This window comes from Paraburkholderia sp. A1BS-2L (genome assembly GCF_051125205.1).
In the GTDB taxonomy this organism is placed as follows: domain Bacteria; phylum Pseudomonadota; class Gammaproteobacteria; order Burkholderiales; family Burkholderiaceae; genus Paraburkholderia.
The window spans coordinates 1085592-1099608 of the sequence record NZ_CP120429.1 but is presented as its reverse complement, the minus strand read 5'-3'; the positions used below and the strand labels follow the sequence as shown (position 1 = coordinate 1099608).

Here is a 14017-nt window from a genome sequence, read left to right as displayed (position 1 = left end):
GGCCAGCAGCGACGGCGCACGGTAGCAGCGTCTCATTGTCCCCGCCGCCGTGCAGCAACTCAGCGATGGACCCCGCACAAGCTAGCTTGGGCGCGGACGGTTATCCCCAGATTTCGTGGAAAGGGCTGTGGACAACCTGTCCGCATGCGCGCCAAGGCATTGATCTTGAAACGAATTGTCGTAGCGGCCACGAAGCAGGCCGATTTTTGTGCTGAGTTGCGTCAAAGCCGGGTTTGTCTAACCGCGATTTTGACAAGAATTGACGGTCTCCTGTCGAAACATCCGCTAGATTGCGGCGTTTCGGCTTTTTGGCTCAAGCAGGCGATAATGCGCGGCGGGCCAGTCGGCCTGCCCCATTGGAGTGAATCGAGATGTCCCGCATGTCCCCCCTGATCCGCACGCTGCGCAAGAGCGCTTTCGTCCTGGCCGCGCTGGGCGCGGCGCTGCCCCGCCTCGTGCAGGCCCAGCCGCTTCCTTCCGACGTCGTCACGACACCCGCGCCGCCGCCGGCGCTCTCGCTCGCGCCGGCATCCGTGCCCGCGTCCGCGCCGGCGCCTGCACCAGCGGCTGCATCGACCTCCACGGGCGTGCCTGCCGGAGCGATCGCCGTGGTCAACGGCGTGGCGATTCCGCAGTCCGCGCTGGACAGCGCGGTGAGCACGGCGGTGAGCCGCGGCAACGACGTCGACACGCCCCAGTTGCGCGCGGCGCTCAAGCAGCAGTTGATCATCCGCGAAGTGGTGCGCCAGCAGGCGGCGCGCGCCCACTACGACCAGCGCCCCGAGGTGCAGCAGGCGAGCGACGCCCAGAAGGTGGACGTCGAGATCCAGTCCTGGCTGCAGGACAACGTGCATGTGAAAGAGCCGACCGAGCGCGAGATCCGGGCGCGCTACACCAGCGTGAACGCCGAGCTCGGCAAGTACGAGTACAAGCCGCAATACATCGTGCTGGCCGACCGGGCCGTGGCCAAGGGCGTGATTGCGCAGGCGAAGGCCGGCAAGCCGTTCGATGCGCTCGCGCGCCAGTTCAGCATCGTCCCCTCGAAGGAAAACGGCGGCGAAATGCCGTGGGTGAGCTTCAAGACGCCGGTGGTCGAGGGCAAGACGCGCGGCGTGCCGGTGGAAGTGGCGCGCGCGCTCGCGAAGTTGCCGGTGGGCGGGGTGGTGCAGCAGCCGCTGCAATCGGGCCAGGCGTGGGTGGTCGTCAGGCTCGAAGACAAGCGCGCCATGAGCGTGCCGTCGTTCGACACCGTGAAGGATCAGATCCGCCGCCAGATGATCGCGGAATCGATGGATGCGGGCGCCGCAAAGCTCGTGAAGTCGCTGGTGCAGGGCGCGACCATCGTGCAGTAACGCCCCGCGCGGGCCGATCAGCAAAAAGCCGGACGGCGCATGACGCGCCGTTCGGCTTTTTTGCATGGTTGCTTGCGAACATCAGCGCTGCTCGGGCGCGCACCAACCGACAAAATAAGGGAACCAGGCTGTCAGCTCTTTTCATATACTGCTCGTACCAGCAGCCCCAGTTGATAGTGATCGCGACGTCTCGTTCCTTACCTTGAGCCGAGGCCCTATGAGCACGATTATGCCGGCCGGACACGCTGAACCTGAACGGCGCCAACCGATTCTCAACACGGTCGACCGGGTCTGCGAAATATGCTTTGGTCTGTTCATGGCGCTGACGTTCGTTGGTGCCGTCAAGGCGGTGACCGCGGGCGTGGACGAAGGGCACAAGATGTTCTTCGCTGCGCTCGGATGCAATCTGGCGTGGGGTCTCGCCGATGCCGTGATGTACCTCGTGCGCACGCTCGTCGATCGAGGGCAGCGCCTGAAACTGGCGCAGACCGTCAAGCGCGAGCAAGACCCGGCAGTCGCGGTACGGGCGTTGCGCGATGCATTGCCCGGGAAGCTCGGGCAATTCGTCGACGATGCCGATCTCGAGCACCTCCGCGCGCGCTTCGCCGCTGCCCCGACGCTGCCGTCCCGGGCCAATTTCGTCCTGGATGATTTCATCGGCGCGCTGGGCATCTTTGTTCTCGTTGTTCTCGGAACGTTTCCGGTCGCGGTGCCATTTCTCGTCGTCAAGGACGTGACGACGGCGCTCATCGCCTCGCGTGTGCTCACGCTCGCGATGCTTTTCTTCGCCGGCGTGGCACTGGGGCGCTCGGCCGGCGCAGGGGCGATGAAAGCCGGCTTCGCCATGATCGCACTTGGCATTGTGCTGACGATCGCTATCATCAAGCTGGGCGGTTGACCCTTCCTGCGCCGACCCGACCGTTCAAGCACGTTCAAACTCTCAAGCTGACGACGCCGATGGACATCGTTTTCACGGTTTTGATCCTGCTCTTCGCGGTCGCCGTCTCGGGCGTCGTCGTGCGGCTTCTACACGGCGTGGTGCCGTTGCCGCTCGTCCAGATCGCCATCGGCGCCTTCCTGGCCTGGCCGGTGTTCGGTCTGTCCGTCACCTTCGATCCTCAACTGTTCCTGCTGCTCTTCATTCCGCCGCTGCTCTTTGCGGACGGCTGGCGCACGCCGAAACGCGAGTTTTTCATGCGGCGCCGTTCGATCCTGGCGCTGGCATTCGGTCTGGTGTTCACGACGGTGCTCGTGGTCGGCTACTTTGTGCATGCGATCGTGCCGGCCGTTTCGCTCCCTGTTGCGTTTGCGCTCGCCGCGGTGCTGTCGCCGACCGACGCCGTCGCGCTGGCGGGCATTGCCGGCAAGAACCGCATTCCGGCGCAGCTGATGCATATTCTCGAGGGCGAAGCGCTGATGAATGACGCCTCCGGCCTCGTCGCACTGAAGTTCGCGATCGCGGCCGCGTTGACCGGCGTGTTCTCGCTGCGCGAAGCGTCGATCAGCTTCCTGATCATTGCCGCTGGCGGCCTCGCGCTAGGCGCTGCGGTGAGCTGGTCGTTCGCCATCGTGATACGGCGCCTGCGCAACGTGACGCGCGGGGGCGACCCGGCGTCCGGCGTGGTGCTGACGTTGCTGATCCCGTTTGCCGCCTATCTGTTTGCCGAACATTTTCATTGCTCCGGCATTCTCGCGGCGGTGGCCGCCGGGATGATGATGAACTACGTGACCCTCACCAGCGCCAGCTCGGTATCGGCACGCGTGAGCGCGAACAACACCTGGGCCATGGTCGAATTCGTTTTCAACGGCATGGTGTTCATCCTGCTGGGGCTGCAGTTTCCACACATCATCGGCGGGGCGCTGCTCGATGCTCACGAGACCGGCAATGGCGCCGTGTGGCGGCTGATCGGTTATGTCCTGGCCGTCACGCTCGCGCTCTATGCCATGCGCTTCGCGTGGGTCTGGCTGCTGCAATGGTTCGCCAGCCGTGGTGCCGCGAGGCACGGCGTGATCAACGCGGCGCCGGGGCTGCGCACCGTCACGATCATGACGGTCGCCGGGGTGCGCGGCGCGCTGACGCTCGCCGGGGTGCTGTCGATTCCGGTCGCGTTGTCCAGCGGGGAGCCGTTGCCGGGACGCGACCTGGTCATCGTTATCGCCTCCGGTGTGATCCTGACGTCGCTGCTGGTCGCGGTGTTCGCGTTGCCGAAGTTGTTGCACGGCGCGGGCCACGGACACGATGCGCATGCGCACGAAGAGCAGCACGCGCGCAAAGTCGCCGCGCAAGCGGCAATGCGCGCCATCGACGATCTTCATCGAAGCGTCACCGCGGACACGGGCGAGTCGTCGACGGCTTTCGCCGCCGATGCGACTGCACGCGTGATGGGCCTGTATCGCCGGAGGCTTGCCACGCTCACCCGGGAAGGCAATTCCGCTGACGAAATGCGCCGCGTGGAAGCGCTGGAAATGCAAATCAGCCTGGCGGCAATACGTGCCGAGCGCACTGCGCTGCTGGAATTGCGCAACGCCCACGAGATCAATGACGAGATGTTGAGCAAGCTGATGCGGGAAGTGGATTTTTCGGAAACCGCGCTGACCGCACGCGAGCCTGCGGGGACGTGACCCCACGGCGCCGTCGTGGTCCGCGACCGGTTTTCACGCCGACCGCGATACTCGACCGATGTGCGCTGCAACGTGAATGCTCAGGGGAGAGCAGGCATGGGCTGGAATCGCCGATACAGCTTGAAGAGCTACGTCAGGTCCTCGCTGTGGACCGTGCCGCTTATCGCCGTGGCGATCTATGCCGTGGTGAAGCCGCTGACCGAAATGCTCGGACGATGGATGATCCGGCAAGGGATTCTCGATCCGGAAACGGGCTTTTTCGGGCTGTCCATGACGGGAGCCCGGTCCTTGCTCGGCGACATCGTTTCCGCGGACCTGGCGTTTCTGGTGTTTACGTTCGGTTCGCTGCTCGTCGCCATCCAGGTAGCCGGCGGGCAATACACGCCGCGCATCATCGCCACGACGCTGCTGCGCGATAACATCATCCGCGGCATTTCGGGGCTGTTCGTTTTCACCTTGCTGTTCGCCAACAGAACGGCGGGCTGGATGGGCGAGGAGGAAGTGCATCAGTTCCAGGTGTTCATCGCCGCGCTATTCGGCTTTGCTTCCGTGGTCGCGTTTCTTTTCCTGATCGACTACGCCGCGAAATTCCTGCGTCCGGTCAGTCTCGTGGCTCGCGTTGGCGAGCAAGGGCTCGCGGTTGTCGACGGCGTCTATCCCGCACCGTCCAGCGGCCTCGTGGCCGCGCCCGAGCGCGATGCCGTGCGAGCCGACCCTGATCGCGTCGTGCGTTGGCAGGGCAAGTCCGGCATCGTTCTGGCCGTGAACCTGAAAATGCTCGTGGCCGAGGCGCGCCGCACCAACACGGTTATTGAAGTGGCGCCTCAGGTCGGCGATTTCGTCGCGGTCGAAGAGCCGCTGTTTTATGTGTACGGGAATGCGGGCGCAATCGATGACAACAGGTTGCGCACTCTGGTCGCCTTCGGGACGGAGCGCACGATGGAGCAGGATCCCATGTTCGCCTTTCGTATCCTGGTCGATATTGCGCTGAAGGCGCTGTCGGCGGCGATCAACGATCCAACCACGGCGGTCCTGGCGATCGACCAGCTGCACCGGCTATTGCGGCTGGTCGGAAAACGGTCGCTGCGCATCGAAGAAATCGTGGACCGGTCGGGGCAGGTGCGCGTGATCTTGCGCACGCCTAACTGGGAAGATTTCGTGCATATCAGTTTTCGCGAGATACGGCAGTGCGGCGCGGGCAGCATTCAGATTGCGCGGCGTCTGCGCGCGGCGATCGAAAACCTCATCCAGAGTTTGCCGGAGCATCGTCATGACGCGTTGTATGTCGAACTGGCATTGCTCGATCGCGCGATCTTGTCGAAGCAGGAGTTTCCCGAGGACGTGGCGCTGGCGCGCATTCCCGACTCGCAAGGCCTCGGTGGCTCGGCAGCCTCGATAGCTTCGATAGCAGGTCGCTAGCGCGTCTGGAGACAAGCCATGCGCAAACTCATTCTGGGTATTGTCGAATTCCGCGAGAAAATGCTGCCCCATTACGCGGAGCAGTTCAACAAACTGGCGCTCGCGCAGACTCCCGATGCGCTCTTTGTCACGTGTCCGACAGCCGGGTCGTGCCGGACCTGCTTGCTTCGACGCATCCGGGCGATTTGTTTACGATGCGCAACGTCGGCAACCTGATACCGCCGGCGACTGCGGATGGAGTCTCGACCGGCGACCTTTCCGAGGCGAGCGCGATCGAGTACGCCGTGCTGGTGCTGAAAGTCGCGAATATCGTCGTCTGCGGGCATTCCGAGTGCGGCGCGATGAAATCCGTGTATTCGCGCAACGCCAAGGTGAAATCGCCGAACCTCGATAAATGGCTGTGCCACGCCAACAATGCCGCGTTTCGCCTCGAGCAGGAGGGGCCGCTCGATGGCAGGCTGAAACCACACGATCAGTTATCCCAACTGAACGTGCTCGTGCAGCTCGAGCATCTGATGACCTATCCGATTGTGCGCCAGCAGGTCACGGCCGGGGCGCTCGTGTTGAGCGGCTGGTGGTTCGACATCGCGACGGGCAACATGTATGCCTATGAGCGCTCGAGCCGGTCATTCGAAGTCATTGACCGCGCCATGGCGGAGCGGATGATTGCGCGCCTTGCTGCTCGTGCGCGCTGAAGCCGCGCGAAGCGCTTTCGCATGAGGCCGGCGCGCCTGACCCGCTGTCACTGGCCCCGCACGCGCGGCGCCTGCCAGTTCGACTCGCGCGCGAATTCGACGAATGAGCTCAGGTAGTCGACCACGGCATCGCCTTCGCGCGTGCCGAGGAAAATTTGCTTGGCGATGCCCTGCTTGCCGAGCTTCACGATCGCGAGCGGCATGCGGTCCGCGTACTCCTCGGCGAGCCATCTCGGCAGCGCCGCCACGCCGCGCTGGCTCGCGACCATCTGCAGCATGATGTCGGTGGTCTCGATCGTCTTGTGCCGGCGCGGCACGATGCCCGCGGGGCGCAGGAACTGGTTGTAGATGTCGAGGCGATCGGTCTCCACGGGATAAGTGATGAGCGTCTCGTCAACCAGCTGTTCGGGCTTCACATGGCGCTCGCGCGCCAGCCGATGATTTTCCGCGACCACCAGCACCTGCTCGTAGTCGAACACCGGCTCGAAACGCAGCCCGGGACGGTTGAGCGGGTCGGGCGTGACCAGCACGTCGATGTCATAGCCGATCAGCGCGCCGATGCCGCCAAACTGAAACCGCTGCTTCACATCCACGTCCACATCGGGCCAGCGCGCCAGATACGGCGATACGACCTTGAGCAGCCACTGGTAGCACGGCGCGCATTCCATGCCGATACGCAGCGTGCCGCGCTCGCCCGCCGCATATTGCTTCATGCGTTCTTCGGCAAGCTCGAATTGCGGCAGCAGCCGCTCAGCGAGCGACAGCAGATAGCGCCCGGCCTGGGTCAGCCGCAGACTGCGGCCTTCGCGGTCCCAGATCGGCGTGCCGAGCCGCTGCTCGATTTTCTTGACCGTATGGCTCAACGCCGACTGCGTGAGGAAAAGCGACTCCGCGGCTGCGGTGAGCGAGCCCTGGCGGGCGACTTCGCGGACGATGACGAGATGGACGCGCTCGAGCATGGAAAACGATGATAGGGCTTCAGATGAAAAAAATTAATGGATGAATGAAATGATGCCATTTTTCTTCATCGTCGGTAAGCCCTATCATCGCTGCCACTTCTGCAATTTCTCTGCACTTTTCATCGGATGGCAGCGCAAATGGTCACGACACATAACCTCGGCTTTCCGCGCATCGGCGCAAAACGCGAGCTGAAATTCGGCCTCGAAAAATACTGGAAGGGCGAGTCCTCGCGCGATGAGCTGAAGGCGCTGGGCGCCGAATTGCGCGCGCGCCACTGGGCCAGCCAGCAGGCGCTCGACCTCGTGCCGGTTGGCGACTTCGCCTTCTACGACCAGGTGCTCGACATGAGCTTCATGCTCGGTAACCTGCCGGAGCGCGTGCAGGGCTTTCACGGCGACAAGCTCGACAACTATTTCCGCGTCGCGCGCGGCCGCTCGGCAGCCGGCGCGCAAGAGCACGCGGGATGCTGCGGCGGCGTGGCCGCTGGCGAAATGACGAAGTGGTTCGACACCAACTACCACTACATCGTCCCCGAGTTCACGGCCGACACGCAGTTCAATCTCGACTTTTCGCGCCTCTCCGGGCAACTGCGCGAAGCGCAGGCGCAGGGCGTGAAGGCCAAGCCGGTCATCATCGGCCCGCTGACCTACCTGTGGCTGGGCAAGGCGAAGGACGACTCGGACAAGCTCGCGCTGCTGCCGCGCATCATGCCCGTCTACCGCGCGCTGCTCGACTACTTCAAGGTGATGGAGGTCGAGTGGGTGCAGATCGACGAGCCGGTGCTCGTGACCGAACTCGAGCCGGCGTGGCGCGAGGCGTTCGTGACGGCCTACGAGGGCTTCGAAGAGCGCAGCGTCAAGCTGCTGCTCGCGACATATTTCGGTCAACTACAGGAGAACCTCGACCTCGTGTGCAAGCTCCCGGTGGACGGCCTGCACATCGACGCGATCAATGCCCGCGACGAAGTCGCGCTGGCCGCGCAGAAGCTGCCGGCGCAGAGCGTGCTGTCGGTGGGCGCGATCAACGGCCGCAACATCTGGAAGACCGACCTGAACACCGCGCTCGAATGGCTCGCGCCGCTCGCGCAGCAACTGGGCGAGCGGCTCTGGATCGCGCCGTCGTGCTCGCTGCTGCACGTGCCGGTCGATCTCGCGAGCGAGGACGAGCTCGACGCCGAGATCCGCTCGTGGCTCGCTTTCGCGCTGCAAAAGCTCGACGAAGTGAAGGTGCTGGCGACGGCGCTCAACGAAGGCCGCAGCGCCGTGGCCGCAGAACTTGCCGCCAACGCCGCCGCGATCGACGCTCGCCGCCGTTCGCCGCGTGTGAACAACCCGGCGGTGAAGGCGGCGATCGCGCGCATCGACGCCAATTTCGGCAATCGTCAGCACGTGTATGCCGAGCGCGCCGCGAAGCAGGCCGCGCTGCTCGAGCTGCCCGCGTTCCCGACCACGACGATCGGCTCGTTCCCGCAGACCGGAGAAATCCGCCAGGCGCGCAGCCAGTACAAGCGCGGCGCACTCGACGACGCAGGCTATCGCGCCGCGATGCGCAAGGAGATCGAGCGCAGCGTGCGCGAGCAGGAAGCGCTAGGGCTCGACGTGCTGGTGCATGGCGAAGCCGAGCGCAACGACATGGTCGAATACTTCGGCGAGCAGCTCGACGGCTACGCGTTCAGCCAGTTCGGCTGGGTGCAGTCGTACGGTTCGCGCTGCGTGAAGCCGCCCATCCTGTTCGGCGACATCAGCCGCCCCAGGGCAATGACGGTCGAGTGGATCGCCTACGCGCAATCGCTCACGAACAAGCCGATGAAGGGCATGCTCACGGGTCCGGTGACGATCCTGAACTGGTCGTTCGTGCGTGACGACCAGCCGCGTTCGGTGTCGTGCTACCAGCTCGCGCTGGCGATCCGCGCAGAAGTGCTCGACCTCGAAAAGGCCGGCGTGCGCGTGATCCAGATCGACGAAGCCGCCTTGCGCGAAGGTTTGCCGCTGCGCCGCGCGCAATGGGGCGAGTATCTGCGCTGGGCGGTGGAATCGTTCCGCATCGCCGCGAACGGCGTGGCCGACGAAACGCAGATCCACACGCATATGTGCTATTCGGAGTTCAACGACATCATCGCGTCGATCGCCGATATGGATGCCGACGTCATCACGATCGAGACCTCGCGCTCGGACATGGAGCTGCTCGACGCGTTCGACCACTTCAAGTATCCGAACGAAATCGGACCGGGCGTGTACGACATTCACTCGCCGAACATCCCGACGCAGGAGCACATCGTGAAGCTGATGCGCAAGGCGGCCGAACGCATTCCGGCGCAGCGGCTGTGGGTGAACCCCGATTGCGGCCTGAAGACGCGCCAGTGGGCCGAAGTGATTCCCGCGCTGACCAACATGGTGGCGGCCGCAAAGGCGCTGCGCAGCCAGGCGCACTGAGGCCCGCGCCCGGGTGCCGCGCAGCGTTTAGTCCGTCTCGCGGCGCTCGCGCCACGTGCGCAGCAGCAGCGCATTGGTCACGACGCTCACGCTCGAAAACGCCATGGCGGCGCCCGCGAGCATGGGGTTCAGAAGCCCGAGCGCCGCGAGCGGAATCCCGATCAGGTTGTAGAAGAACGCCCAGAACAGGTTCTGCTGGATCTTGCGCCAGGTACGCCGCGAGATGTCGATGGCGGCGGCCACGAGCGCAGGGTCGCCGCGCATGAGCGTGACGCCCGCCGCATGCATGGCGACGTCGGTGCCGGTGGCCATGGCGATGCCGATGTCGGCGGCGGCCAGCGCGGGCGCGTCGTTGATGCCGTCGCCCGCCATCGCGACCACCGCGCCCGTGCGGATCTTCAGGTCGCGAATCGTGCGCGCCTTGTCGTCGGGCAGCACCTGCGCGTGGATCTCGTCGATGCCGAGCTGCGCCGCCACCGCGCGCGCGCTGCCCGCGTTGTCGCCGGTCACGAGCACGCTGCGGATGCCCATCGATTTCAGGCGCGCCACGGCGGCGCGCGCCGTGGGCTTCACCGTATCGCCAAAGGCGAGCAGCGCGAGCACCACGCGGCTCGACGCGGGCGGCGCGCCGGCGCGGTCCGCTGAATGCTCGGGTTCGCCCAACAACCAGGACACCGTATTGCCTTCGGATTCGAGCGCCTGCGCGCGCGCCGCGAGCGCGTGCGGCACGGCGAGTTCGAGTTCCGCGAGCCAGCGCGCGCTGCCGATCGCCAGATAGCGGCCGTTCACTTCGGCTTCCACGCCGCGTCCCGGCACCGCGCGCGCATGCACGGCGGCGGGCAGGGGCGCACCTGAAGCTCCCCCAGCACCCGCGGATTCCGCGCTGAATGCCTTCACCACGGCCTTCGCGAGCGGATGATCGCTGTGCTGCTGCACGGCGGCGGCGAGCATGAGCGCCTCGGCGCGGGCGATTTCGCCGGCCGTTTCGAACGCGGTGAGCGAGGGCTGGCCGAGCGTGAGCGTGCCGGTCTTGTCGAAGGCCACGACGCTCACGTCGTGCGCCGTTTCCAGCGCTTCGGCGTCCTTGATCAGCACACCGTGGCGCGCCGCCACGCCGGTGCCGGCCATGATCGCGGCCGGAGTGGCGAGCCCGAGCGCGCAAGGGCAGGCGATCACGAGCACGGCCACCGCGTTGAGGATCGCGGTTTCGGCGCTCGCGCCCGCGAGCAGCCAGCCGCCCAGCGTGATCGCCGCAATCACGAGGATCGCGGGCACGAATACGGCGCTCACGCGGTCGACGAGACGCTGGATCGGCGCCTTCTCGGCCTGGGCGCTTTCCACGAGGCGGATGATGCGCGCGAGCGTGGTTTCCGCGCCGATGGCGGTGGTGCGTACGGCCATCAGCCCTTCGCCGTTGATCGAGCCGGCCGTGAGACGGTCCTCGGGGGCCTTCGGCACGGGCAGGCTTTCGCCAGTGATGAGCGATTCGTCGACATGGCTGCGGCCTTCGAGCACGACGCCGTCGGTCGGGACGCGCTCGCCTGGCCGCACCACGACCACGGCGCCCACGCGCACTTGCGCGAGGGGAACCTCGCGCTCCACGCCGTTTTCGCGAATGCGCGCGCGCTCGGGGCGCAGCGCGTTGAGCGCGCGGATGGCGTCGGTGGTCTGGCGCTTGGCGCGTGCTTCGAGCCACTTGCCGAAGCGCACCAGCGTGATGACGACCGCCGAGGCCTCGAAGTACAGATGCGCGGCGTCGCCGGGGTGCGCGAGCATCGCGTAGACGCTCACGCCCCACGCCGCGGTGGTGCCGAGCGCCACCAGCAGGTCCATGTTGCCGGCGCCCGCGCGCACGGCCTTCCAGGCGGCGCGGTAGAAGCGCGCGCCGAAGCCGAACTGGACGATTGAGGCGAGCACGAGCTGCGCGGCGGCCGGCAGCATCCAGTGCCAGCCGAGCCAGTGGCCGAACATCGGCACGACGAGCGGCGCGGTGAGCGCGGCGGCGATCAGCACCTCGCGCAGTTCGCGGCGCGCGGCGGCCTCGGCTGCGGCGGCGCGCGAGGAGCTGCTGGGCGAAGGGGCAGCGCCGGTTGCGCTCGGGCCTGTTGCGGCGTGGGTTGCGGCGTGGGTTGCGGCCTGGGTTGCGATGGAACCGGCGGTCGCGGCGGCGGGTGCGTCCTCGACGAGCGGCGTGGCCTCGTAGCCGGCGTTCTGCACAGCGGCGACGAGGCGCTCGCGCATGCCCCCGTCGAGCGGCGCGTCGAGCCGCACCGTGGCGTTCTCGGTCGCGAGGTTGACGGTCGCGCCGGCCACGCCGGGCACCTTCGCGAGCGCCTTTTCCACGCGGTTCGCGCAGGCCGCGCAGGTCATGCCGCCGATGGCGAAACTCGCGGTAGGTGCCGCGCTCGTCTCGGCGTACGCGGCTCCGGTGCTGGCGTCCACGACGGGCTCGGCTTCATAGCCAGCCTTTTCCACGGCCGCCACGAGTTGAGGCAAGAGCGCCTCAGGCGGGTGTCCACCCGCATCGGCACTGGCTTCGACGGTGGCCTTTTCGGTGGCGAGATTGACCGACGCGCGCATCACGCCCGGCACCTTCGCGAGCGCCTTCTCGACGCGCATGGCGCACGAGGCGCAAGTCATGCCGCGGATTTCGAGCTCGGCCACGCGGTGCCCGGCACGCTCGCCGGCTTCTGCAACGAGGGGATCGTTCATGGTGATGACGCGCAAACGCGATAAGTATTCGACCTTATGCAGTATCTACGTTCCCATGATGGGAAGGTCAAGGGCAATACTCGCGGCAAAGCAGAATTCCAACCGGCAGACTGTTCAGGGGCGGATGCGGGCGATACGATACGACTCGCCGGCATGGGCACCATGCTGCGCGCATCGGATTGCGGCCCGGGGGGGCCGGCGCGCAGCGTCGGACGCCGGTTGACGTCAATTCATGGACCGCCCGCTTCGCACATAATCAAGAAATGAAAAAAATATGCCGCACTCTTCCTTTGTTCCGCGCTTGTGCCGCGCTAGCCGGTGTCGCCTTCATTGCCGGGTGTGCGTCGGCGCCCCAGGGCGCCGGGCCGAAGGGCAATGGCTGGGTCAAGGACGAGGTGTCCGACTCCTATGTGTTCGGTTATCCGCTCGTGCTGATGGACATCTCGCGCGAGGCCGCCACCGGAAACGCGCCCGGCCAGGCCGCGCCGAATACGCTGCGCCACGCGCAATCGCTGCCGCCGGTTGGCGCCACGATACCGCCCGAACCCAATCTCGACACGCTGGCTTCGTCGGGCTGGCTCGACGTGAGCCGCGAGCCCGTGCTCGTCGCGCTGCCCGACACGCACGGCCGCTATGCAGATGCGCGCGCGCTCGACATGTGGAGCAACGTGCTCTGGTCGACGGCGGCGAAAGGCAATGAGCGCGTGAACGGTCTGAAGGCGCAAACGATTGCGTTCGTGCCGGCGGGCTGGAAGGGCGCGCTGCCCGCGCGTGCGAAACGCGTGGACGTGACCACGCGCTACGTCTGGTTCCTCGCGCGCATCGAGACGCGTGGCGGCGGCGATCTTGCAACCGCGCGCCGCGTGCAGCGCGGCATCCACGTGGCGCCGCTCTCCGCATGGAGCGGCAGCGGCAAGCGCGTCGCGCAGGCGGACGCGCAAACCGGCGCGGGCCTGGCCGGCGACCCGGTGGCGGCGGGCACGCCGGCCGCCCAGATCGGGGCGCTCGACGCCGCCGGCTTCTTCAGCCGCCTCGCGCTCGCGCTGCAAGACAACGCGCCGGCGCCCGAGGATCCGCACGCGCTCAAGATTCTCGGCGACATCGGCGTGCATCCCGGCGATCCGGTGCAGTTGCCGTCCGGCACGAAGGATGCCGCCGGCGTGAGCACCGGTTTCGCCGACGGCCGTGCGCGCGTCGCCACGCCGCCTTCGAATCTGCTCGCCGGCAACGGCTGGCTGTGGGTGGGCGACGATGCGGGCAACTACGGCACCGATTACGCGCTGCGCGCCTACGCGGCCTACGCGTCGCCGGGCCTGCCCACGAGCCGCGACGAAGTGCGCGCCCGCGTGGCCCAGGACAGCGACGGCCACACGCTGAACGGTGCGAACCGCTACGTGATCCATTTCAGCGCGAAGCAGTTGCCGCCGGTGCGCGCCTTCTGGTCGATCACGGCCTATACGCCCGAGGGCGCGCTCGACAGCGACGCGTCCGTGCGCGTCGCGTTTGGCGACCGCAACGGCGCGCGGCGCAACCGCGATGGCTCGCTCGACGTGCAGGTGAGTGCGGAGCGGCCGCGCGGCGGCGCCAACTGGGTGCCGGTGCCCAAGGGCGACTTCCGCCTCGTGCTGCGCATGTACGCGCCGAAGTCCCAGGCCACGGACGGCTCCTGGCAGCCGCCGGCAGTCGAGCGCCGGTAAGCGGCCAGGGCTGCAATAGCAGCAATAACGGCGGCAGCGCGCGCGCCAGCGCGGCGGACCGCCGTCCCTTCACTGAGCAGCCGCGCCGGCGCGCGCCGCGCGGCTGCCAGCTCCGCATCCTTCCGACG

8 protein-coding genes and 1 pseudogene are annotated in these 14017 nt (G+C 66.6%); 7 read left to right on the top strand and 2 right to left on the bottom strand.

The genetic code is table 11. The annotated features are described in order from the left end of the window. Window positions 1-380: 380 nt before the first annotated feature. The 5 genes and pseudogenes from P5W98_RS19690 to P5W98_RS19670 all read left to right on the top strand — a co-directional run bounded on the left by P5W98_RS19690 (window position 381) and on the right by P5W98_RS19670 (window position 6088). Window positions 381-1352: a peptidylprolyl isomerase gene (locus P5W98_RS19690; RefSeq protein ID WP_421026399.1), complete on the top strand. Its 972-nt coding sequence runs from the start codon at window positions 381-383 to the stop codon at window positions 1350-1352. A gap of 229 nt (window positions 1353-1581) precedes the next feature. Beyond that, window positions 1582-2250 carry a hypothetical protein gene (locus P5W98_RS19685; protein ID WP_421042711.1) on the top strand — a complete coding sequence of 223 codons (669 nt, stop codon included), beginning with the start codon at window positions 1582-1584 and terminating at the stop codon, window positions 2248-2250. A gap of 59 nt (window positions 2251-2309) precedes the next feature. Continuing rightward, entirely contained in the window at window positions 2310-3974 is a 1665-nt protein-coding gene (locus tag P5W98_RS19680; RefSeq protein ID WP_421026401.1) for a Na+/H+ antiporter, read from the top strand. A 96-nt stretch (window positions 3975-4070) separates the two neighbouring features. After that, window positions 4071-5393: a DUF2254 domain-containing protein gene (locus P5W98_RS19675; protein ID WP_421026402.1), complete on the top strand. Its 1323-nt coding sequence runs from the start codon at window positions 4071-4073 to the stop codon at window positions 5391-5393. An 18-nt stretch (window positions 5394-5411) separates the two neighbouring features. Next, window positions 5412-6088, top strand: a pseudogene (locus tag P5W98_RS19670) (carbonic anhydrase). A 47-nt stretch (window positions 6089-6135) separates the two neighbouring features. Here the strand turns inward: P5W98_RS19670 and P5W98_RS19665 are convergent. Continuing rightward, complete coding sequence (locus tag P5W98_RS19665) at window positions 6136-7047, bottom strand: LysR family transcriptional regulator (RefSeq protein WP_421026403.1); 912 nt, start codon at window positions 7045-7047, stop codon at window positions 6136-6138. Window positions 7048-7185: 138 nt separating this feature from the next. Here P5W98_RS19665 and metE point away from each other — a divergent pair, with 138 nt between their 5' ends. After that, window positions 7186-9480 (top strand): 5-methyltetrahydropteroyltriglutamate--homocysteine S-methyltransferase, encoded by a 2295-nt coding sequence (gene metE, locus P5W98_RS19660; protein WP_421026404.1) that lies wholly within the window; start codon window positions 7186-7188, stop codon window positions 9478-9480. A gap of 27 nt (window positions 9481-9507) precedes the next feature. Here the strand turns inward: metE and P5W98_RS19655 are convergent, their stop codons facing one another. Then, window positions 9508-12192, bottom strand: a complete 2685-nt coding sequence (locus P5W98_RS19655; RefSeq protein WP_421026405.1) for a heavy metal translocating P-type ATPase — start codon at window positions 12190-12192, stop codon at window positions 9508-9510. 263 nt (window positions 12193-12455) lie between these two features. On the opposite strand from P5W98_RS19655, the gene P5W98_RS19650 reads away from it, so the two are divergent. Next, window positions 12456-13889 (top strand): DUF1254 domain-containing protein, encoded by a 1434-nt coding sequence (locus P5W98_RS19650; protein WP_421026406.1) that lies wholly within the window; start codon window positions 12456-12458, stop codon window positions 13887-13889. Window positions 13890-14017 lie beyond the last annotated feature (128 nt).